Genomic DNA, 22,167 nt, shown 5'->3' on the forward strand with positions numbered 1-22,167 from the left:
TGTTTTACCAGCTCTAAATCGTCCGTTAAAATATAGTTATACGCAAATGGACGTTGGGCATTTGCCAGCGACGAAAACCGGCGGGTAATAGATATAATTGAAGTGAACATCCGGATGATTCCGATGCATTACGCTTGCCCAAAAGTGATAGAACCCGACACCTTCGCGAAAAAAGAAGCCTACATTTTTCACATCACTTCCAACCGCGGGTAGTACCTGCCGGAACGGTTCATAATCGTGAATATGACTCATGAAGTACGCTTTGGTTCGGTCGATGGAGAAAACATCTTCCTGTTTTTCCAGGTCAAAATAACCGGCGTCGTCCAGCACTGAAAAAATCTTCATCCGTTCGCTATAGGGGTATACGTCCTTGATCGGATACGAGTATTTCACCAGTGTAGAATTAAAATCATAATACGGGCCCAGCGAAGGTTCCAGTTGCTGCTTCATTTTCAGACTACTTACATTGACCGTTTTGGGAATGTGAGCGACGATTCTTTTAGAAAAATATCGGGTAGGAACGAGCATTTTGTTGGAATTCCCGTACACAAAGGGAATGCAGGACAACAGAAGAAAAACGATAAAAACGGATTGCCGCAGCTTTAGCACTTTCTGGTATACAAACCCAATTACAATGGATCCGATGGCAAAATAAGGCATGTGCGTACGCGTACTCCAAGACTGAAATTTCAGCAGCGTACAGAAGATAATCATACCGATTGAGGCTAGAATAACGAGCATTTTCACCTCTCTGTTACCCCGTTGAGAAAACAGAAAAATTCCATTAATTAACAGCAACACGAAGTGCAAGGTATTGGGCACCATATCTTCCTGCACGGAAAAAGTAGTCGCGTACGCATTCAGACTAATGGCGGGTTCGTTTACCGACACACCAATCTTTTTATGAATCCATTGAATCACTGAATCCATAAAAACATTGTAGTGATTGTAGGGCAGGGCTACGTGCAACCCTGCGTTTTTAACTACATTGGAAATAGTGTAAGCTACTGAATGCCGGTCGCAGGGAATTTTCTCCGCAAAGAAGGCAGAACCTTCCGGCGGACTCAATACGTGAAGAAAAAGACTATAATTCCGAACGAAGAAAGGCGTAAACGTTAGGATCATGCAAACTACTGCCAGAATAAAGAGCTGAGCCGTAGGTTTAAACCCCTGACGGATGAGGAGGGTTAGCCCGAAATAGACAGCAAAAGGACAGGCAAAAAAGAAGATCGGGTACTTCGTGAAACCTCCGAGAGCCAGAGCAACGCAACAGAATAAGCCATTTTTATACGTATAGGCATCAATAAGTTGAAAGCCCCCGTACACGAAACACAGGAATAAAAAACAGGCTACATAATCACTCTGCGTAGTCGTACTTTCAAAGATGCCAATCGGCAAGGTGAATAGTAAAATACCAATTAAAAATTGACCTTTATAGTCCATGCCTAACCGTTTTCCGAATAAGCTTACCACGGATAGTGAGCCTAGCATAGCTCCAAATTGAATGACATTAATCAGCTGATCGGTACCTGTAAGTAAGAAGACCTGAAGAATCAGATATTCGGCAAAAACATTATGGTAGAGTTGTTGAATATGCGTTGTGGGAAAATGATCCAGATTTTGATTGAGTAGCCAAACCAGAATGCGGGTGATGTGGTAACTATTGGAGTCGTAATTATTAGGTGTCGAGTATACAGCTAATAGTCCTAAAGGAGCGATAAAAAATAGAATAGCAACCCAGAAGATAAGTTTGTAGACCGTCGGAAAGGTATTAAATCGAAAGATTTGAATAAACTGGCGGTATAAATGCTTATCCTTAAACGTGTTTTTTTGTATGCTTAAACCAATCCAGACGCCCGCAATCACGAGCCAGTAGATCGTTGCCGTTAACGTATTGAGCTGATCAAAGGCAGAAAAAATTTCACTGTAGATCAAAACTAAAACGGCGTGAACGAGTAAGGTTTGAATCAGTGCTAAACGACTGGCAGTATAGATTCCACGGGTCCGTAGCTCGGCCTGATACCTCAGAAAGAAGCACAATAGGCAACTGCCTACGCCAATAAAGATACTCATAATAGATAGGTGCGGGGGAAAGAACAGGTTTCTACTAACGAAGATACATCAATTCCACTATCCTAGTGTTAAGTACAGATGAAGTTCCTACTCAGAAATAAGCTTTTGATCGTACGTATAGTAGAAATAAATACTTTCATATCAGCATAGAATTTAATTACTTATCCCTTCCTACTCCGCAAGGTTATCAACGCAGCTCATTTCTTTTCTAAATTTCATATACCGCTTTGGATGCAAAGTTTTGTAAAGCTTCAGGTTATTATAAGTAGGATAACTCACTAGACAATTCTAGGGCTAAAAAGAGCAAGGGGTTACGCCAGCATCCTCTACTGGCGTAACCCCTTGCTCTTTTTCTCTTCTTTACTTATTGAAAATCCGTGGAGAAGGAAAGGCTTTGATAGGTTTCCAAATCCTGTCGGACAATCTCAAGCTTCTGTAAGGCCCGTCGGTAGGCGTCGCTACCCATAAATAATCGAACCGGTGGGTGTTCCATCGCTGCTAGCTCCAGCATGACATCCGCTGCCCGTTCGGGATCGCCTTGCTGTACGCCGTCCATGGTCGCGTACTTGGCGTGCGAGTTACGAATGGCCTGATAGTCTTCAATGGGATTTTGAGCAAACACGAGTGACTCTTTGGTAAGAAACTGCGTACGAAAGGCTCCGGGCTCAAGCACGGTCACCTTGATACCGAATTCCTTCACATCTTCCGCGAGTACTTCAGAAAGCCCCACTACTGCGAATTTGCTGGCTCCGTAAATAGCCCAGCCCGTATTGGCTGCGAAGCCCGCGATGGAGGCAATATTGATAATATGCCCCGACCGCTGCTGCCGCAGGTACGGCATCACGGCACGAATAACGTTGAGTGTACCGAAGACATTGACATCGAAACTAGTCCGCGTTTCGGCATCCGTTAGTTCTTCAATGCTACCACCGATCCCGTAACCGGCATTGTTAACGATCACGTCGAGCGTGCCGAAGGTTTCCTGCGTTTTCTGTACGGCTTCCCGAACGGAGGCCTCGTTAGCTAAGTCTACCTGCAAAGGCAGAAACTGATCGGACGATGTACCTACTGCCTCGATAAGGGCCTCTGCCTGCCGGGAAGTAGCCGCTACCCGCTGTCCGGTAGCGATTAGTTTTTTTACCAGCGAGAGTCCTAATCCTTTGGAAGCTCCTGTAACAAACCAAACTTTTTCCATACAAGTAATCTATTTTTTATGGAACAAAAGTAGACGCTGAGCCTTGTCTGAAGCTTACGTTAGCCAAACGAATACTTGCATAATTCAAACATATTCCGCCAGAAGCTCCTTACTGCTAAACGTATAGTGGCACTGATTTTTCGGAAAGAGGTTCCGTTCTACCAAGTTGCTGGATATGAATCCACCGAAGAAAATAACCCGTAAAAAGAAAACGCTCATCATTGTCATGAGTATTCTGGCTTTGCTGATCATTGCCCGAATCGCTCTACCATACGTGGTGCTGCATTACGCCAACAAGACGCTGGCTACCATGAACGGATACCGTGGTCACATCAAGGATATTGATATTGCCCTGTTGCGAGGTGCGTATAAGATCGACAGCGTATACCTGAATAAATACGACTCCACGACGCAGCGGCAAACGCCTTTTTTCGGAGCCAAACTCATTGACCTTTCTGTGGAATGGAAAGCCCTTTTCAAAGGATCGATTGTGGGGGAACTGGTCTTCGAATCGCCCCTGCTTCGCTTTACCAAGGACAAAGTAGAGCCTAATCAGGTCAAGAAAGATTCGAGTGATTTCCGGGATTTGTTGAATGATTTCATGCCTCTGGATGTCAACCGGGTCGAGATCAACGATGGGCGAATTGAGTACGTGGATGAACACTCCAAACCCCGGGTAGATATTGCCCTGACCAACGCTCATTTACTGGCTCTTAACCTGCGAAACAGCTACGACTCTACCAGTGTACTACCCTCTACGGTTACGGCTCACGCTAATGTCTACGAAGGCGAGTTGGATATCAATGGCCGCCTGAATCTATTAGCCCGCCGACCCACCTTCGACGTAAACGCGGAGGTCAAAGGGACCAATCTGGTGAAGCTTAATGACTTCTTTAAAGCGTATGCCAAGATTGACGTCAATCGAGGGACGTTTGGCCTCTACGCCGAAGCGGCCGCCAAGGAAGGGCGTTTTAATGGTTACGTAAAGCCTTTGATCAAAAATCTGAAAGTGCTTGGTCCAGAGGATCGTAAAGATAATTTCCTGCAAAAACTCTGGGAAGGAGTGGTTGGGACGGTGGCTTTTGCCTTTAAAAACCAATCGAAGAACCAGTTAGCTACTAAAATTCCTTTCGAGGGAGACATCAAAGAGCCCGATACAAACGTCTGGTTTATGATTGGTACTATTCTGCAAAATGCCTTCATTCAGGCGATCCAGCCTTCCATCGACCACGAAATTAATCTGGGAAGCGTGGGTGAAAAGAAAGAAGAGAAAAAGGGCCTGCTGGAAAGAATCTTCGGCGGGAAGGATGATAAAGATTCCAAGAAGGATAAAAAGAAGAAAGACTAACGAAAGACTTTCCCCAAACGCAGGAATCCGAGCAATCCGGTTCCTGCGTTTTTTCTTTTCAGAAGGCTGTACTTTTAGCTTATGCTTGACTAAATCCTTTTCATTCTTTTCTTTGTACAAAAAGTCATTTCTACTCCTCTAACCATTTATGCAAGCATTCTGGGGTGAATTCATGGGTACGCTCGTCTTAATTCTACTGGGCGATGGCGTCGTAGCCAATGTATTGCTAAAGAATTCCAAAGGTGAAAACAGCGGCTGGATCGTGATTACCGCCGGCTGGGGCTTTGCCGTCATGCTGGGCATCTTCGTAGCCAAAGCCTTCGGTAGTTCGGATGCTCACCTCAATCCGGCCGTTACGCTGGCCTTTGCCGTCTCTAATCAGGATTTTTCCACGCTTCTACCTTACTGGCTGGCTCAGATGATCGGAGCCTTCCTGGGGGCCGTACTCGTCTGGTTACAGTACTTGCCCCACTGGGCCGTAACGCCCGAGCCCAGCACGAAGCTGGCCGTATTTGCTACGGGACCCGCGGTACGGAACCGGACTGGTAATTTTATCTCCGAGTTTATTGCCACGGCTGTACTCATCATCGGCGTGAGTGCTATTTCCGGGGCGGGCGAACTGGCCATTGGTCTGGGCCCTTATCTGGTAGGCTTACTGGTGTGGAGTATTGGCTTATCACTGGGTGGCACGACCGGTTACGCCATGAGTCCGGCCCGTGACCTGGCCCCGCGAATCGCTCATGCCTTACTACCCATTCCCGGCAAAGGCCCTTCCGACTGGGGCTACGCCTGGATTCCCGTGGTGGCCTCCTTACTCGGGGGTGTAGCGGGTAGCCTGTTATTCATGGCTTTTCACTAGTTCCCTGACTCCTCCAATTAAAACCATCGACAACATGTACATTGGATCGATTGATCAGGGTACGACGAGTACCCGATTTATTATTTTTGATAAACAGGGGCAGATTATTTCACTGGCTCAGAAAGAGCATGCCCAATTGTACCCGCAGCCCGGCTGGGTAGAACACAATCCCGACGAAATCTGGTGTAATACCAAAGAAGTCATTCAAAAGGCGTTGAAACAGGCCAACCTGACGCCAAAGGACCTCATTGCAGTGGGTATTACCAACCAGCGGGAGACTACGGTGATGTGGAATCGCTATACCGGCAAGCCGTATTACAATGCATTAGTCTGGCAGGATACGCGAACGAGTACGCTGGTGACTGAGTTATCCGCCGAAGGAGGTCCGGACCGCTTTCGAGAACAAACAGGACTGCCGCTGGCCACGTACTTCAGCAGTTTGAAAATCAAGTGGCTGTTGAAAAACGTTGCTACGCTGGAGAAGGACGCATTGAAAGGGGAAGTACTGTTCGGAACGATGGATACGTACCTGCTTTGGCACCTGACGGGCGGTATGAAAGGGGGCCTGCACCTGACCGACGTCACCAACGCCAGCCGAACACAGCTCATGGACCTACGTACCTTGCAATGGGATGAGGGCTTATTGGAAACGTTTGGCATTCCCCGCAGTATCCTGCCCGAAATCCGTTCCTCTTCAGAAGTGTACGCAACGGCCAAGGGTGTACTCGAAGGCGTACCGCTCGCGGGCGTTCTGGGCGATCAGCAGGCGGCCCTGGTGGGGCAAACCTGTTTTCGTCCGGGAGAAGCCAAGAATACCTACGGCACGGGCTGCTTCATGCTACTCAATACCGGCGACTCGCTGACCCAATCCACGCACGGCCTCGTAACGACCGTAGCGTATCAGTTGGGCAATCAGCCGGTTCAGTATGCATTGGAAGGTTCCGTAGCCATTGCCGGGGCTTTGGTACAGTGGTTACGCGATAATCTGGGTCTGATTGAGAAAAGTTCAGACATTGAAACGCTGGCCCGTACCGTGGAAGACAACGGCGGCTGTTATTTCGTACCGGCTTTTTCGGGGCTGTATGCTCCCTACTGGCGAAGCGATGCCCGGGGCGTAGTGGCTGGTTTGACCCGTTTCGTCACCAAAGGTCACCTGGGGCGGGCCGCTCTGGAAGCCACCGCCTTTCAAACGCTGGAAATTCTGGAAGCCATGGAGAAAGATGCGGGAGTACGGCTCTCAGAATTACGCGTGGATGGCGGTATGACGGTCAACGAACTGCTCATGCAATTCCAGTCGGATTTACTGAACGTTCCCGTGGTACGTCCGACCATGATTGAAACCACCGCTTTAGGAGCCGCCTACGCCGCCGGACTGGCCGTGGGTTACTGGAAAGACCTCGATGATCTACGCCAGAACTGGGGCATCGAAAAAACCTGGAAACCGCAAATGGCCCGGGCCAAACGTAACGCCATGTACCGAAGCTGGCGAAAGGCCGTGCGACGGTCGTTTGGCTGGGAAGAATAGGGTTAAATTTGGTTGTTAGTTGTTAGTTATTGGTTGTTGATGAGGTTGTTTTACTGGAAAGAATGGATTAGGTAGGATTAAAATGTTCCTCTAAACGCTCCTTTAACTCCGAAGGAGTTCAACCTCATTAGCCCCGTATGCAATGCGGGGAACACGTCGTATGTAATGCCTATTACTCGTTTGCAGTATTAGATAATTACAAACTACATTTCTATATACCTCAAAAACAATACGGGTGAAAGGCATCGATTTAATGCCTTTCACCCGTACTACTTATCATTCGTTGGCCTCATGTGGCAGGAAACTTCCAGCAACAAAAAACGAACAACTAATAACGCTATTACTCCTGAATAAACGGATAATCCTCCTGAACGTATACGTCTTTGTACGCTTCGCTCGGATCTGGCCAGGGTGATTCTTCGGCAAATTTCACCGATTCTGCCACCTGCTCCTTAATCTTATCTTCGATTGCAGCCAGATCTTCTTCTGTAGCCAGCTCGTTTTCGAGGATCGTAGCCCGTACCCACTCAATCGGGTCACGGCGTTTGTATTCTTCTACCTCATCTTTCGTCCGGTACTTCTGAGGATCGGACATCGAGTGACCCCGGTAGCGGTACGTTTTGAATTCGAGGAAGGTAGGACCTTCGCCGCTACGAGCCCGCTCGGCAGCCCGGCTTACGGCTTCGTGTACGGCTTCTACGCTCATACCATCTACGGGCTCCGAAGGCATATCGTAGGCCTCGCCGATGGTGTACAGATCCGTTACGTTAGACGTCCGTGCGACAGACGTTCCCATGGCGTAACCATTGTTTTCTACCACGAAAATGACGGGCAGTTTCCAGGTCATGGCCATGTTAAAGGCTTCGTGCAAAGCTCCCTGACGAACGGCACCGTCGCCAAAGAAACAGATACACAAATTTTTCGTTTTGAGATACTTCTCAGCAAAGGCGATACCCGCTCCCAGCGGAATCTGAGCACCTACGATGCCATGGCCTCCGACGAAGTTCACTTCTTTGTCGAAAATGTGCATCGATCCGCCTTTTCCTTTGGTCGTACCCGTAGCTTTACCGAACAATTCGGCCATGATCGCATTTGGGCTGGTACCCAGGGCCAGAGGAAATCCGTGGTCACGGTATGCGGTGATCCACTTGTCATCTTTCGTCAGGGCCGATACGCAACCCGACGAGCAGGCTTCCTGACCGATGTACAAGTGACAGAAACCCCGGATTTTTTGTTGTCCGTAGAGCTGTCCGGCTTTTTCTTCAAAACGCCGCTGAAGCAGCATATTTTCAAACCAATAGAGGTAGGTTTCTTTCGGGTATTTTACCTTCGCTTCGGCTTTTTCTTTTTTTGCCATTGAACGCGGGATTAAGAAGAATGGAAATAATGTCCGATTTTCCGACTTTTTCTCCGGCCAAAGGCACGAATCTGGAAAACCTTGGTACAAAACTTTCGGCGAAATTAGCTGCAATCGTCAAAACACAAAGATGCTTTTTCTCGAACGCCTTCATTTAACGCATTATAAATCCTACGAATCGGGAAGCTTTCAATTTTCTGAGCGGGTAAATGCCATTGTAGGCGAGAATGGTAGCGGAAAAACCAACCTGCTCGACGCCATTTATTTTTTATCGCTGACCAAAAGTGCACTGACCAGTCAGGACGCTTTGTCCATTCAGCACGGGGCTGATTACATGGTGATTGACGGAAATTTTTCCATCACTCCATCGGAATCCACGGCCGATGAAGCGGCTCCAGTGGCTACTTCGGTACGGACGCAGCAAATCACCATTTCCCTCCCCCGGGGTCAGCGGAAGGCCGTGCTGCACGATAAGAAACCGTATGAACGACTGGCCGATCATATTGGAAAATTTCCCGTGGTACTGATTGCTCCCGATGATACGGATCTGGTTCGGGAGGGTTCGGAAGAACGCCGGAAATTTTTTGACGGGGTACTTTCCCAGCAACGCCCCGATTACCTGAGCGATCTGCTCCAGTACAACCGGATTCTGGAACAACGGAACGTACTTCTGAAGCAATTTCACGAACGCCATTACACCGACGAAGACTTGCTTGAAGCGTATTCGCAGCCGCTGGTCGATCTGGCTTTGCGGTTACACGAACATCGGCAAGCCTTCCTAGCTGAATTTTTACCCGTTTTCCAGCAGCATTACGCGGAGTTGAGTGAAAGTCGGGAGGCCGTCGAAATCAGGTATGAGTCGGAAGTAGACCCTGAGCACTTTCGACAACAATTCTGGCTAAATCGCCACCGGGATGTAGCCGCCCAACGTACGACCCTGGGCGTGCATCGGGACGATTACGCGTTTGAAATTGACGCGTACCCACTTAAGAAATTCGGCTCGCAGGGGCAGCAGAAATCTTTCGTAGTAGCTCTGAAACTGGCTCAGTTTCGCTTATTGACCCAGGAAAAAGGTTGGCAACCCATTCTCTTACTCGACGATATTTTCGATAAACTCGATGACCGCCGAATCGCCAAATTAATGACCATGATGAAGGATGGAACCTTTGGGCAGGTGTTTCTTACGGATGCCCGCCCCGAGCGAACCGAAACCTTACTGACGGAGGGAGGCATTCTGGCGAATATGATTCGAACGGATGGATAAAGTAGGCACACCCTAGTCCTGAATATCCGTAGCGGATGTTGCGGATAATGGATCTCCTGGGAAGTATTTTGATTGAATTGGTACGTGTGCATATGGACTAGACGTCCTCTGCTATCCCTCATGGATTATTCCATCTACGGCATTTATTACGACTCCAAAAATGGGTGACTACGCCTGCCCTTTAAACAAAAAATCCCCATCCAGGCGGCGGGGATTTTGTTCGTCACCAACAAACTATTTCTTTTCTTTTTCCACTTTCTTCATCACCTTATCCCCGGCTTTAAGCGTTTTCGAAACGAGGGTAAAGGGCCCGGATACAACTTCTTCACCGGCTTTGAGGCCCGAAAGAATTTCAATATTTTCAAAATCGCTAATGCCCGTTTTCACCGGACGCATCTCCACTACGCCGTTTTTGTGAATAAAGACTACTTCCTGCGGACGAGCTTCGGCCCGGGGCTTTTGCGATTGAGGATCGGCAGTAGCCGTTTCCTTTTCTTCACTACGCGTAGTCACTGAGGCAATGGGCACGCTGAGTACACCGTTTTTGCGATCTGTAACAACCTCAACCGAAGCCGTCATACCGGGACGGAAAGGAAAGCTACGTTTATTTTTTCGATCTACCAGATCCAGGTAGGATTCCGGTAAAATTCTGATTTTCACTTCAAATTCCGTCACTGCATCCGTAGAGCTGGCCGCTGCCGACAGTGAACCACTGCCATTGGCCGTATTGGCAATGGAAGTAACCAGGCCTTTGAATTTTCGACCGGAATAGGAATACGCATCCACGTCGATAATCACCGAATCCCCCACGTTTACCCGAACAATGTCGTTTTCATTGACGTTGACCCGTACCTCCATGTTGTTCAGATTGGCGATCCGCAGCATCTCCGTACCGGCCATTTGCGAGGTTCCTACAACGCGTTCGCCTAACTCAACGTCCAGCTTGGAAATAATTCCGTTGGAGGGGGCGTAAATCGTGGTTTTACGCAAGGTTTCATTGGCATCCCGTAAGCCGGCATCGGCACTTTCAACGGCGAATCGGGCGGCTTCGATATTGGCTCGGGCTGATTCTACATTTTGCCGGGCTACTTTATAATTGGCTTCAACCGTTTCGAAATCAGCATCCGAAATGACTTTATCCGCGTAGAGTTTTTTGTTCCGGTTATAATCAGCCTGAGCCCGTATCAACTGAGCGTCTACCTGCCCCAGGGCCGATTTCGTCTGTTCGTAACTGGCTTTAGACTGGTTCAATGCTGCTTTGGCCCGAGCTACCAGCGACTCATAGTTGTCCGGGCGAATGCGAAGCAGTAATTGACCTTTCACGACGGAGTCACCTTCGTGAATCTTCAACTCAATGATTTCCCCCGATACGTCCGGGCTGATTTTAATTTCAACCTCTGGCTGTACCTTACCGGACGCACTGACGCGTTCGACAATATCGGCCGCTTTTACTACGCTAAAAGTCGCTTCTTCGGCTTTTTCTTTTCCAATCCAACCGGCTGACTTGGCTATGAATAGCCCGCCAAACAGCAGAATCACCACTACGCCGAGAATCCACCAAATTCGATTTGAGGAACGTTTCATAACTAGGACTTTGGGCAATATCAAGTGTATAGTATTCCGCTTTAAAACGATAGCGGCTTATTTTGGTAGTAATCCAGTACTTTGATTCTCAGCACATAATCGTACTTCGCCTGAATCTGATTGATCCGGGAGCGATCCAGATTGGACTTTGCCAGATTGTAATCCACTGAATTGATGGCTCCTGCATTGAATCGGCTTTCGGCGGCTTTGAACGCCAGCTCCAGTGATTCCACCTGCCGGGTGAGCGAGGCATAACGTTTGGCAGCGGAGGTCATGTTTACGTAGGCCTGTTCGATATTCTGCCGCAATTGCAGCCGCACATTCGCCGCCTGATACTCCTGACTTTTTACATTCAGATTAGCCGTAGAAGCCCGATACCGAACCTGATAGGCGTTGAAAATGGGAACTCGCAGGCTTAATCCTATCCCACCGTTGAGGTTATTGGTAAGCTGTTCCGACCAGGGAATATTCTGGGTAAGAAAACCGGGCTGAGTCGTGGTGAAAGTAATAGGCACCTGCTGCCCTTCGAACTCAACGAATGCCGTATTGGTAATCGTTGTGGGCGTACCGGCCAGCGAACGGCGGGCGGCACTCGAATAGTTACTGCCCACGGACAAGTTAAAACCCAGCGAGGGGAAATAACCACCCCGGGCAATATCTACGCCCTTGCGGGCACTCAGGGTCCGAAGATCTGCCGCTTTTACGGCCGACTGGGTCTGCACTGCCGTGGCGTAAATATCCTGAATAGGCGTTTGGTACGTATCATCGGGCGTATTGATGCTCATTCGGTCCAGCACTAATTCCCGAATTTCCGGCTCGTTCATCAGTTGCAGCAGCTGAACTCTGGAGATCGCCAGATTATTCTCCGCCGTTACGACCGACAGTTCATCGTTGGCAAATTGTGCCTGTAAATCCAGTAGATTAGCCTGCGGCAAAGCTCCGGCATTGACCAGTTTTTCAGTACGGGTGACCTGTTGCTGCGTAATCTCTACCTGCGTACGGGATACAGCCAGCACATCTTCGTTGTTAAGCACCTGTAAATACGCCAGTACAACATTCAAGGCAACCTGATCACGGGTAGCCTGTACATCGAATTCGCTGGCCTGAACATTCAGCTGATTTTGTCTGATGGTATTGTTAACAATCCCACCATTGTAAATAATGGCAGTGGAAGTCAGGTTGGCGTTATTGTAATTAAGCGTTTGGGTTACGTATGTGTTGGTGAAGGGATCAATGTTCCGACCCAGGTTTAGCCCTTGCGTGATTGCCGTATTCAGGGTAGGCAGACGGGTAAATCTGGATTGATCCAGGGTATTGCGATTCACGGCAACCTGTATTTCGCTCTGCTTGACATCCAGGTTATTTTTCCAGGCAATGTCCACACATTCCTGAAGCGAACGCTTCGGTGCGGTATTCGTTTGCCCCCAAACCGGGCTAGCCAGTAGCAGGCTTATTCCGAACAGCCAGGCTTTTCCCATCATCTGTATCCTTGATTCATTCATTCAATGATACAGCAGGAGCGTGAAAGTGCCGAATGTTTTTTGGATAAACGGTCATTCATGCCTATTGAAAGCTCGTATAGGCATTGAGCGTTCGCGTATACAAACAAAAAAGTCCAGAAGCATGGCTGCTGGACTTTCCTTTTCCCCCATTGTTTTACCTAACCTAACAAACCCTTTCGGGTAAGATCTATTAATTACACACGAGCCGATTTACTACGAATGGTTCGCATGAAGTTATTAAATTCTGTACGCTCTATTTTACGCTGTGGTCGATAGTAGCCCAAATCTTTCTTTGAACTTACCATATCCATGATAGCGGCGATTGCAGCCCCTACTCCCAGGGTCAACAACATAATAAGAGCTAGTGACATAATGATTTAATGTGGGCGGTGATTAATAGCTGGATTCTGCTATACTGTACCTCTCCGAATGAAAGTCAGTAACAGGGAGATAACAGCAATTACAAGCAGAATGTGGATAAGACCTCCGGCACTATATCCTACTACTCCGATTAACCAGCCGATGATCAAAATGACGGCGACGATATACAATAGACTTCTCATGATGGTTAAAGTTTTGAAAGTTTTACGTGAGTTGGTATTTGCGTTACTGGGATAAAAACTCTTTGCCACTGTGCCAGTACCTGCGTTTTTAACTTGAATTCGCCCTCTATACGTCAGAGTCGTAAAAGTTCGAGAAAATAATTCCCCACCGCGGGGAAAAACCCTTGAGGTACAACGGGGAATGGAAGTGGCATATAAATGGTACCCCACCCATCTACTTTGATAATCCCTTATTAAGACCCATGAATCGTCTGAAAAGCATTGCTAACTTTTTCATTGAAGTTTATAATGAATTTTCCAGTGACAACGCACTTAAGATGAGTGCTTCACTTTCCTACTACATGATTTTTTCCCTGGCTCCGATGCTGCTGGTGATTATTTCGCTGCTGGGTATTTTCTACGGTCAGGATGCCATTCAGGGTCAGGTCTTCGGACAGATACAGGGGCTCGTAGGCAAGGAGGCAGCGATTCAGATTCAGGAAATCATTCGTAGGGCCGAGCTTTCCAATCGTTCACCGCTGGCCTTAACCCTGGGTATCGGAACGCTGGTGATTGGAGCCACGGGGGTATTCGGAGAAATGCAGGATTCTATCAACCGCATCTGGTCCTTACGGGCCAAACCCAAGAAAGGCTGGCTGAAGCTACTCATCAATCGGCTCCTGTCCTTTTCGCTGATTATTAGTATGGGCTTCATCCTGCTCGTATCCCTCCTGCTCAATTCCCTGCTGGATGTATTCAGCTCTCAACTGGAACGACTTTTCAATAGTCAGATGGTAGTCGTTGTGTACATCATCAATATCGCTTTCATTTTTACGGTTATCACGGTACTGTTTGCTTTGATTTTCAATGTACTGCCTGATGGAAAACTATACTGGAAAGATTCCTTTGTTGGGGCAGGATTTACGGCGATCCTTTTTATGGTAGGAAAGTTTCTGATCGGCTTGTACTTGGGCCAGTCCAATCTCAGCTCTACTTACGGGTCAGCCGCCTCGCTGGTCATTATTTTGCTTTGGGTGAACTATTCGGCAGCTATTCTGTACTTCGGAGCGGAGTTTACTAAAGTCTATGTCAAGCAATACGGGCGGGGTATTGTACCCAAAAACGAGACCGTTATTGTTTATGAACAGGAAATTGAACCCAAAAACCTCGAACAGGGCCAGATACCCCACGTCAACGTAGCGAGCCTGAAAGGATACTATGATAAACACTGATTTGAACCGGAACTTCGCTTAATCAATCTATATAGCCATGAAAACATATGTTCATTCTGATATTCGGCCCGAATCCCGGCCATCGTTCGGCATCAAAACGCTGCAAATTTTAAATTTTCTTACGTTTCTGGTTACGCTGGCGGTGAACTGGGCGGCGGTAAGTCTGCCCTTGAATGACAAGTCCACCAAACAACTATCAGACCAGTATCCCAACCTGTTTACACCCGCTGGGCTTACCTTCTCCGTATGGAGCGTGATTTACGCAACCACGGCCCTTTTCGTATTCTATCAATTAAAAGGACTATTTAGCTCCGTTTCCAGCGAATATGTCAACCGTCTGGTACGCCGCCTGAGTGGCTGGTTTATTGCTTCCAACCTGCTGAATGCCTGCTGGATTGTTGCCTGGCACTATGAGTACGTGACGTTTTCTGTAGTGATCATGCTCGCCATTCTGGTTACGCAGTTAACCCTCCTGGTGCGGGCTCACGAAGTTTCTGACCTGGATACCACCTGGGGACAGCGGTTTGTAGTTCGTACGCCCTTTGGCTTATACGCGGGCTGGATTTCTATCGCAGCCATCACCAATATCACGGCATGGCTGGTCAGTATCAACTGGAATCAGCTGGGTATTTCCGCAGAAGTTTGGGCGGTTATTATGATCATTATGGGGACCATTCTCGCTCAGCTGGTGCTGTTTACGCTTCGCAGTGTTTCGTACGGACTGGTCGTCATCTGGGCCATTGTGGGTATTATCCTGAAACGCTATCAAACGCCGGATCCTAACATGACCATTGTGTACGTGTGTGAGATCTGCATTCTGGTACTGACGATTTCGGTAATTCTGATTGCCTTTACCAATCTGGTCATTCCCATTCGTAAAAGCCCTATGCTGCACTGGAACCGGCCCCGTGTTCAGCACGATTAAGACCCCATGATTCCATTCCTGCCATTCCTCCGTACGGATGTAAACGTGCGGAGGAATGTCTGTTTTTTAGCTTTCCTTAAAACAAGTTCTTTCGGTAAGCGTTTTTAAAATGCGAAACCCCTCGGAATCAGCAGGTCTATGTACGGGAAGAATATTCGGTCTGTACGGAGTAATTAGCTGAATAGCTCAGGTTTACGAAAAATAAATCATTTTTTCATACTGGATAGACTCCCGTTCTTTTTCATTTCAAAAGTCTTGTATCTTTGCCACAAAAAACCCGGTTTATAGGCAGTTTTGTTGTATTTTCCTAAGGCAAGAGCAATACATACGTGACCGAGGAAACTATTCCTAACCGTCGTTTTCTATATTCTCCATGGAGTTCACAATTGCACAGGTGGCCCAGCTTTTGGGCGGTGAAGTAAAGGGTCCTGCTGATCAGAAGGTTAGTCGTCTGGCCAAGATCGAAGAAGGGACGCAAGGAGCTATTTGTTTTTTGTCCAACCTCAAGTACGAGCAATACCTTTATACAACCGCTGCCTCGGCCGTTATCGTTAGCAGAGATTTCGAGCCTAAAAAAGCGTATACGCCCACGCTTATTCTGGTAGATAACGCCTACACGGCCTTTACCCGCCTGCTGGAAGTCTATCATAACGCCCTGAGTTTCCGCAAATCAGGCATTGAAGAGCCCGTACACCGGGGCCAGCATACAGAAATTGGTGAAGGTGTTTATCTGGGAGCGTTTGCCAGCATTGGCGACAACTGCCGGATTGGAAAGAATGTAAAAATTTACTCCCAAGTCTACATTGGTGATAACGTAGTGATTGGCGATAACACCATTCTGTACGCGGGCGTAAAAGTTTACGATAACTGCCGGATTGGTTCAAACTGTACCCTTCATGCCAATGCCGTGATCGGATCCGATGGCTTTGGTTTTGCTCCGCAAACCGACGGTAGTTACAAAAGCATTCCCCAGCTGGGTAATGTGATTCTGGAAGATTACGTATCCATCGGTGCCAACACCACGATTGATTGTGCAACCATGCCGGAGGATTCAACCATCATCCGGGAAGGAGCCAAGCTCGACAACCTGATCCAGATTGCCCATAACGTTGAAATTGGTCGCCACACGGTTATGGCCGCTCAGTCGGGTGTTTCAGGTTCCTGTAAAATCGGTGATTATTGCATGATCGGAGGCCAGGTAGGCATTTCGGGTCACCTGCGTCTTGCTGACCATACAATCATTACGGCTCAATCCGGAATTTCGAAGTCGATTGAGAAGCCGGGAACCATACTGAGTGGCTCCCCCGCCGCAGAAAACCGGGAGAACCTCAAGTCGCAAGTACTGGTTCGTCGACTTCCCGAATTGGAAAAGCGGGTTCGGGAACTGGAAAAAATTCTGAAAGAATTATCTTTGCCCGCTAATAGTATTCAGTAGTTCAGCAGTGAGTCGATAAACGCTTTCCTCGCTTCCTTTTTTGAGGTAATTCAGGAAAGATTCAAGGATTTACAAAGACCCTAATCGATAGCTGTTCATCCATCCAAGATGAATCTTAAACAGCACACCATTCAGAAGCCCGTCACCGTTTCCGGCGTAGGGTTACATACCGGCGTAATCGCGTCCATGACGTTTCAGCCGGCTCCAGTCAACCACGGTTACAAATTCCAGCGGATTGATTTACCGGGTCAGCCCATCGTCGATGCTGACGTTGACTTTGTAGTTGATGTATCCCGCGGTACCACGCTTGAACACAACGGAGCCCGGGTGCATACAGTTGAGCACACGCTAGCCGCTTTGGTGGGCCTTCAGATCGACAACTGCCTCATTCAGCTCGATGGTCCCGAACCGCCCATCATGGATGGTTCTTCCATCAAGTTTATCGAAGCCCTTGACGATGCCGGACTGGTTGAGCAAAATGCCTTGCGTAATTATTTCGAAGTTCCTTCGGAAGTACGTTACCGGGATCGCGACCGCGACGTAGAAATTGCTGCTTTACCGCTCGATGACTACCGGGTAACGGTAATGGTCGATTATAACTCGAAAGTTCTGAGCAGCCAGCACGCCAGCCTGAATGATATTACACTCTTTAAACAGGAAATTGCCAGGAGCCGTACCTTCTGCTTTCTGCACGAACTGGAAGCTCTTTTCAAAGCCAACCTGATTAAAGGCGGTGACCTTTCCAATGCCATTGTCATTGTGGACCGGGAGTTTGAAGACGGGGAGCTCGATCACCTGTCCTCTTTACTTGGTAAGCCTCGCGTCAGTGTAGTACCTGGCAAGGGTATTCTCAATAATATTGACCTGCACTATGCCAACGAACCTGCTCGTCACAAACTGCTCGACGTGGTGGGTGATCTGGCTTTGGTAGGCCGTCCGTTGAAAGCACAAATCCTGGCGGCTCGCCCAGGTCACGCTGCCAACGTGGAAATGGCTAAAAAAATCAAGAAGCTGATGCGGGAAACCCAAAAACCCAGTATTCCGGTATACGATCCGAAGGTTCCGCCGGTCATGGATATCAAACAGATTTCCAATTTGCTGGCTCACCGCTATCCCTTCCAGTTGATTGATAAAATCATTCACATGGATGAATCCAGTGTAGTAGGTGTCAAGAATGTAACCATCAATGAACCTTTCTTTACTGGACACTTCCCCGAGAATCCGGTGATGCCGGGTGTACTGCAAATCGAAGCCATGGCTCAAACGGGTGGTATCCTGGTGATGAGTACCGTACCCGATCCGGAAAACTACTGGGCCTACCTGGCGGCTATCGAAAACTGCCGGTTCCGTCGTAACGTAGTGCCTGGTGATACCGTTATTTTCAAGTGCGAATTTATGGCTCCCATGAAACGGGGTATTGCCAAAATGCACGGACAGGCCTGGGTGGCTGGTCAACTGGTGATGGAAAGTGACATGACCGCAAGTTTAGTACGTAAAAAATAAGCCGACCCGTTTACGGTAGGTGAAGTAAGCGTACCGTATTCTGGCAATGAACAGAATGATACAGCCCTTAGCATACGTTCACCCTGATGCAAAAATTGCCCCCAATGTGGTCATCGAACCCTTTGCGGTCATTCATAAAAATGTTGAAATCGGTGAAGGTTCCTGGATTGGCTCCAATGTTACTATTTTCGAAGGAGCCCGTATTGGGAAGAATGTTCAAATTTTTCCCGGTGCCAGCATCTCGGCCGTACCGCAGGACCTGAAATTCGAAGGCGAAGAAACCTTGACTACCATTGGTGACTATACTACGATTCGGGAATGCGTAACCATTAACAAAGGCACGAAAGCAGCGGGTAAAACGGTTATTGGCAGCCACTGTCTGCTCATGGCCTATACGCACATTGCCCACGACTGCGTTATTGGCGACTATTGCATTATGGCCAATAGTGTACAAATGGCTGGTCACGTGGAATTAGGGGATTGGGCTTTTATCGGAGGCACAACCGCAATCCATCAATTTTCGAAAATTGGGCCTCACGCCATGATTGGTGGCGGTTCGCACGTATTGAAGGATATTCCTCCGTATACGAAAGCGGGCCGGGAACCCATTGCTTACGTCGGTTTGAACTCCATTGGCCTGCGGCGGCGGGGATTCAGCAACGAGAAAATTGCCGAAATTCAGGAGATTTATCGCTACGTATATCTGAAAGGCTACAACAATGCTGAAGCCCTGCACCGGATCGAAATTGAACTCCCTGCTTCGGCTGAACGGGACGAAATTATCAACTTCATCCGCTCCTCCGAACGAGGCATTATGAAAGGCCCCGGCAAAGGGACATCCGTAGAATAGCACTTTTTGAAAAGGTCAGAATCATGTCTTCTGACCTTTTTCTTTCTTTCCCATGCAGATCATTCTCGAACAGCTGGGTAAACGGTTTATTCGGGAATGGATTTTCCGCCGCTTATCCCTCGAACTTGCTGCCGGCGACCGGCTGGCCATTACGGGTCCGAATGGCTCCGGCAAATCTACGCTTCTTCAGGTCCTCACGGGTGCGATGCCCGCCAGCGAAGGCAAGATTCAGTACTTCGAGGGATCCAATGAGATTCCATCGGATCACTTTTTCCGACAAGTCAGTATCGCCGCTCCGTATCTGGAACTGATTGAAGAATTTACGCTGAGCGAACTCGTTGATTTCCACCAGAAGTTCAAGCCTTTCAAGCAGAATCTGAGTACATCCGCCTTCATTGAACGATTGGACCTGAAAGCTTCACGCGATAAATTCATCCGGAATTTTTCTTCGGGCATGAAACAGCGGCTCAAACTTGGACTGGCTTTCTACTCGAACGTACCGCTGGTCATTCTGGACGAACCCACTTCAAACCTGGATACCCGCAACAGCGACTGGTATTTTGAGGAAGTTCAGAAACTGGATGCCAATCAAACACTAATCATTGCTTCAAACGTGCCTGCCGAGTACCAGTTCTGTGAAAAAGTAATTGATATTCAAGCGTATAAGTAAAAAAGCGGCGATTGAAATTCTTCGTTTTCGGTGGCATTGCGTATATTAGTTGCCTAACCTCGCCGAAGCTATGCGGAACTTGTTTACCTGCCTGCTTATCTTTTTTACTTTATCTGCATTTGCTGACAATCAGCCCGTTACTTTCATTCCCAACCAGGGTCAATGGGACGCCAGCGTGCGGTACCGCATTCAGATTCCGGGCGGTCAGCTCGACTTGCGGACGGATGGGATGGATTACGTTTTCTACGATACCGATTACTTCAAGCAACTTCATAACCGAACCTTACCGGCCAACACGCCCTTAAAGCTGCACGGCGTACGCGTGTATTTTGACGGTGCCAATCCAAACCCAACCCTGAAAAGCGACCTTTCAGACGGAATTTCCCGAAATTACTTCCTGGGAAATGACGCCCGCCGCTGGGCTTCCAACGTTTCTGGTTTCGGCGAAGTCGTATACAAGGAATTGTATCCGGGTATTGATCTGCGACTGTACGCTCACCATTCGACGATTAAGTACGAATTCATTGTGCACAGCGGAGCTAACCCCGATCTGATTAAAATGCGGTACGAAGGCTCAGAAAAGCTATCCGTATCCGAACACGGGAATCTGGAAGTTCGTACGTCCATGGGCTGGTTTCGGGAACTGAATCCGTATAATTACCAGGAAATTCGAGGAAAAACAACGGAAGTGAAAGGTCACTTCGCCGTTCGTGAGAAAAACGTAGTGAGCTTTCACTTACCCAACGGCTATGATCCCAAACATCCGCTGATCATTGATCCGGAGCTAATCTTTGCCAGTTTCTCCGGTTCTTATTCCGACAACTGGGGCCACACCGCTACCTACGACGCCGAAGAGCAACCTCATTTCCGGTGGATCGACGAACGCGTCTGGTTTTCCCGTAACGGCGGGAGCCTATCAAATCAACTACGGCGGCAACGGCGGCCAAACCCTCTGGGATGTCGCCATTCTCAAATTCAATCCAACGGGTACCCGCTTACTGTACGCTACGTACCTGGGCGGTACGCAAACGGAAATACCGCATAGCCTCATCGTTAATTCCAAGGGAGAACTACTGATTTTTGGCACGACTTCCTCCCAGAATTTCCCGACCAGTACGCAAGCTCACAAACGCAATTTTAGCGGCGGCACCTACGTACAACCACTCAGTGGAATGGACTACAACAACGGTAGCGATATTTTTCTGGCAAAACTTAGTGCGGATGGAAAATCATTGCTGGCGTCGACTTATTACGGAACGACGGCCAACGATGGTCTGAATCTCAATACCCTTCTGAGCATTCAGTATTACGGAGATGCGTACCGGGGCGAGATCATTACGGACGCCCAGGATAATGTACTGGTAGCAACGACTATCCCCTCGGAACTTCCCCTGAGCCGCCCCGACCGGCTGGCTGCTACCGTTCTAAAATTCTCACCCGATTTATCAAAACTGATCTGGGAAAGACCGAAGATTATGCCCGGCTTCAGCGGAGCATACGGGATACGGGCGGCGGCCTCGGGGAATATCTACGTCTGCGGAGCCGTACGCGATAACCTGCCTACCCCCGAGGATGGCTGGCTGGCCAAACTGGATGCCGACGGAAACGTACAGAAAACCAAACGCATCGGTACCAGCAACGCCGACGTAGCCATGTTGCTGGATCTGGATAAGGACGAAAACGTCTACGTATTAGGATTGAGTAACGGTGGAAAATACCCGGTTACCTCGGGGGTATACTCCAACCGAAACAGCGGGCAATTTATTCATGCCTTTGATCCGACCCTGGATCGAACGCTCTTTTCGACCGTCATTGGCAGCGGTAGGGGTACACCCGACATCGCTCCAACGGCTTTTCTCATCAACGAATGCGGGAATATTTACCTGGCAGGCTGGGGCGGCGAAGTCAATGCTAGCATAGGAACATCGCTGGCACTGGCGAGTAGTACCAAAGGTCTGCCTGTCACCACCGACGCCTTTCAGAAAACGACGGATGGTAGTAATTTTTATCTGGCCCTGTTAGAAAATGGAGCAAAGTCCCTGCTGTACGCGACGTTTTTTGGCAATACCAACAGTTCGTCCGACGTCCGGGGCGATCACGTGGATGGTGGTACCTCTCGCTTCGACAAACGGGGGTATGTCTATCAGGCCGTATGTTCCTGTCAGCCCTCCTCCTTCCCTGCTACCCCCGGAGCCTGGTCTACCGTAAATCGGGCGGGCAACTGTAATAACGCCGTTTTTAAGTTTGATATCGACAATCTGGACGTGAAGTTCGATATGTTCCTAAATGGCAAAAAGCAGGAT

At 48.4% G+C, this 22,167-nt stretch carries 17 protein-coding genes; 11 read left to right on the forward strand and 6 right to left on the reverse strand.

What is annotated here, in order from left to right; all coding sequences use genetic code 11:
• Window positions 1–36: 36 nt before the first annotated feature.
• Together BWI97_RS04400 and BWI97_RS04405 are read right to left on the reverse strand one after the other, a co-directional pair.
• A complete protein-coding gene (locus BWI97_RS04400) occupies window positions 37–2,073 on the reverse strand; it encodes a glycosyltransferase family 39 protein (protein WP_102200175.1) in 2,037 nt (678 codons plus the stop codon).
• Window positions 2,074–2,437: 364 nt separating this feature from the next.
• Window positions 2,438–3,268, reverse strand: a complete 831-nt coding sequence (locus tag BWI97_RS04405) for an oxidoreductase (protein WP_102200176.1) — start codon at window positions 3,266–3,268, stop codon at window positions 2,438–2,440.
• Window positions 3,269–3,443: 175 nt separating this feature from the next.
• Between BWI97_RS04405 and BWI97_RS04410 the strand changes: the two genes are divergently transcribed.
• The 3 genes from BWI97_RS04410 to glpK all read left to right on the forward strand — a co-directional run bounded on the left by BWI97_RS04410 (window position 3,444) and on the right by glpK (window position 7,000).
• Window positions 3,444–4,616, forward strand: a complete 1,173-nt coding sequence (locus tag BWI97_RS04410) for a DUF748 domain-containing protein (protein WP_102200177.1) — start codon at window positions 3,444–3,446, stop codon at window positions 4,614–4,616.
• 148 nt (window positions 4,617–4,764) lie between these two features.
• Entirely contained in the window at window positions 4,765–5,475 is a 711-nt protein-coding gene (locus tag BWI97_RS04415; RefSeq protein ID WP_102200178.1) for an MIP/aquaporin family protein, read from the forward strand.
• A 34-nt stretch (window positions 5,476–5,509) separates the two neighbouring features.
• Window positions 5,510–7,000: a glycerol kinase GlpK gene (glpK, locus tag BWI97_RS04420; RefSeq protein WP_094812429.1), complete on the forward strand. Its 1,491-nt coding sequence runs from the start codon at window positions 5,510–5,512 to the stop codon at window positions 6,998–7,000.
• Between the two features lie 340 nt (window positions 7,001–7,340).
• On the opposite strand, the gene pdhA is transcribed toward glpK, so the two are convergent.
• Entirely contained in the window at window positions 7,341–8,357 is a 1,017-nt protein-coding gene (pdhA, locus tag BWI97_RS04425) for a pyruvate dehydrogenase (acetyl-transferring) E1 component subunit alpha (protein WP_094812431.1), read from the reverse strand.
• A gap of 130 nt (window positions 8,358–8,487) precedes the next feature.
• On the opposite strand from pdhA, the gene BWI97_RS04430 reads away from it, so the two are divergent.
• Window positions 8,488–9,621 (forward strand): DNA replication/repair protein RecF, encoded by a 1,134-nt coding sequence (locus tag BWI97_RS04430; protein WP_094812556.1) that lies wholly within the window; start codon window positions 8,488–8,490, stop codon window positions 9,619–9,621.
• Window positions 9,622–9,855: 234 nt separating this feature from the next.
• Here the strand turns inward: BWI97_RS04430 and BWI97_RS04435 are convergent, their stop codons facing one another.
• The 3 genes from BWI97_RS04435 to BWI97_RS27360 all read right to left on the reverse strand — a co-directional run bounded on the left by BWI97_RS04435 (window position 9,856) and on the right by BWI97_RS27360 (window position 13,270).
• Window positions 9,856–11,205: an efflux RND transporter periplasmic adaptor subunit gene (locus BWI97_RS04435; protein WP_094812433.1), complete on the reverse strand. Its 1,350-nt coding sequence runs from the start codon at window positions 11,203–11,205 to the stop codon at window positions 9,856–9,858.
• A gap of 41 nt (window positions 11,206–11,246) precedes the next feature.
• Window positions 11,247–12,686: a TolC family protein gene (locus BWI97_RS04440; protein ID WP_158242684.1), complete on the reverse strand. Its 1,440-nt coding sequence runs from the start codon at window positions 12,684–12,686 to the stop codon at window positions 11,247–11,249.
• Between the two features lie 431 nt (window positions 12,687–13,117).
• The gene (locus tag BWI97_RS27360; protein ID WP_141217469.1) at window positions 13,118–13,270 is read right to left on the reverse strand and encodes a lmo0937 family membrane protein; all 153 of its coding nucleotides are present in this window, start codon (window positions 13,268–13,270) and stop codon (window positions 13,118–13,120) included.
• Between the two features lie 242 nt (window positions 13,271–13,512).
• Between BWI97_RS27360 and BWI97_RS04445 the strand changes: the two genes are divergently transcribed.
• The 7 genes from BWI97_RS04445 to BWI97_RS28250 all read left to right on the forward strand — a co-directional run bounded on the left by BWI97_RS04445 (window position 13,513) and on the right by BWI97_RS28250 (window position 20,909).
• Window positions 13,513–14,481: a YihY/virulence factor BrkB family protein gene (locus BWI97_RS04445; protein ID WP_102200180.1), complete on the forward strand. Its 969-nt coding sequence runs from the start codon at window positions 13,513–13,515 to the stop codon at window positions 14,479–14,481.
• 37 nt (window positions 14,482–14,518) lie between these two features.
• A complete protein-coding gene (locus BWI97_RS04450) occupies window positions 14,519–15,406 on the forward strand; it encodes a hypothetical protein (protein ID WP_102200181.1) in 888 nt (295 codons plus the stop codon).
• A 373-nt stretch (window positions 15,407–15,779) separates the two neighbouring features.
• Window positions 15,780–16,841 carry a UDP-3-O-(3-hydroxymyristoyl)glucosamine N-acyltransferase gene (lpxD, locus tag BWI97_RS04455; RefSeq protein WP_102200182.1) on the forward strand — a complete coding sequence of 354 codons (1,062 nt, stop codon included), beginning with the start codon at window positions 15,780–15,782 and terminating at the stop codon, window positions 16,839–16,841.
• Between the two features lie 108 nt (window positions 16,842–16,949).
• Window positions 16,950–18,344 (forward strand): bifunctional UDP-3-O-[3-hydroxymyristoyl] N-acetylglucosamine deacetylase/3-hydroxyacyl-ACP dehydratase, encoded by a 1,395-nt coding sequence (locus BWI97_RS04460; RefSeq protein ID WP_094812443.1) that lies wholly within the window; start codon window positions 16,950–16,952, stop codon window positions 18,342–18,344.
• 55 nt (window positions 18,345–18,399) lie between these two features.
• Window positions 18,400–19,194, forward strand: coding sequence for an acyl-ACP--UDP-N-acetylglucosamine O-acyltransferase (gene lpxA, locus BWI97_RS04465; RefSeq protein ID WP_094812445.1), 795 nt, complete (start codon window positions 18,400–18,402; stop codon window positions 19,192–19,194).
• 52 nt (window positions 19,195–19,246) lie between these two features.
• Window positions 19,247–19,864 (forward strand): ATP-binding cassette domain-containing protein, encoded by a 618-nt coding sequence (locus BWI97_RS04470; protein ID WP_094812447.1) that lies wholly within the window; start codon window positions 19,247–19,249, stop codon window positions 19,862–19,864.
• A gap of 70 nt (window positions 19,865–19,934) precedes the next feature.
• Window positions 19,935–20,909 carry a hypothetical protein gene (locus tag BWI97_RS28250; RefSeq protein WP_102200183.1) on the forward strand — a complete coding sequence of 325 codons (975 nt, stop codon included), beginning with the start codon at window positions 19,935–19,937 and terminating at the stop codon, window positions 20,907–20,909.
• Window positions 20,910–22,167 lie beyond the last annotated feature (1,258 nt).

Source organism: Siphonobacter sp. BAB-5405 (genome assembly GCF_002872335.1).
Classification (GTDB): Bacteria; Bacteroidota; Bacteroidia; order Cytophagales; family Spirosomataceae; genus Siphonobacter.

Coding starts and splice junctions, on each gene's coding strand:
- lpxA (WP_094812445.1), top strand. CDS start 18,400: ATGATACAGCCCTTAGCATACGTTCACCCTGATGCAAAAATTGCCCCC.
- BWI97_RS04450 (WP_102200181.1), top strand. CDS start 14,519: ATGAAAACATATGTTCATTCTGATATTCGGCCCGAATCCCGGCCATCG.
- BWI97_RS04430 (WP_094812556.1), top strand. CDS start 8,488: ATGCTTTTTCTCGAACGCCTTCATTTAACGCATTATAAATCCTACGAA.
- BWI97_RS27360 (WP_141217469.1), bottom strand. CDS start 13,270: ATGAGAAGTCTATTGTATATCGTCGCCGTCATTTTGATCATCGGCTGG.
- pdhA (WP_094812431.1), bottom strand. CDS start 8,357: ATGGCAAAAAAAGAAAAAGCCGAAGCGAAGGTAAAATACCCGAAAGAA.
- BWI97_RS04440 (WP_158242684.1), bottom strand. CDS start 12,686: ATGATGGGAAAAGCCTGGCTGTTCGGAATAAGCCTGCTACTGGCTAGC.
- BWI97_RS04435 (WP_094812433.1), bottom strand. CDS start 11,205: ATGAAACGTTCCTCAAATCGAATTTGGTGGATTCTCGGCGTAGTGGTG.
- BWI97_RS04415 (WP_102200178.1), top strand. CDS start 4,765: ATGCAAGCATTCTGGGGTGAATTCATGGGTACGCTCGTCTTAATTCTA.
- BWI97_RS04470 (WP_094812447.1), top strand. CDS start 19,247: ATGCAGATCATTCTCGAACAGCTGGGTAAACGGTTTATTCGGGAATGG.
- BWI97_RS04445 (WP_102200180.1), top strand. CDS start 13,513: ATGAATCGTCTGAAAAGCATTGCTAACTTTTTCATTGAAGTTTATAAT.
- BWI97_RS04410 (WP_102200177.1), top strand. CDS start 3,444: ATGAATCCACCGAAGAAAATAACCCGTAAAAAGAAAACGCTCATCATT.
- BWI97_RS28250 (WP_102200183.1), top strand. CDS start 19,935: ATGCGGAACTTGTTTACCTGCCTGCTTATCTTTTTTACTTTATCTGCA.
- lpxD (WP_102200182.1), top strand. CDS start 15,780: ATGGAGTTCACAATTGCACAGGTGGCCCAGCTTTTGGGCGGTGAAGTA.
- glpK (WP_094812429.1), top strand. CDS start 5,510: ATGTACATTGGATCGATTGATCAGGGTACGACGAGTACCCGATTTATT.
- BWI97_RS04460 (WP_094812443.1), top strand. CDS start 16,950: ATGAATCTTAAACAGCACACCATTCAGAAGCCCGTCACCGTTTCCGGC.
- BWI97_RS04400 (WP_102200175.1), bottom strand. CDS start 2,073: ATGAGTATCTTTATTGGCGTAGGCAGTTGCCTATTGTGCTTCTTTCTG.
- BWI97_RS04405 (WP_102200176.1), bottom strand. CDS start 3,268: ATGGAAAAAGTTTGGTTTGTTACAGGAGCTTCCAAAGGATTAGGACTC.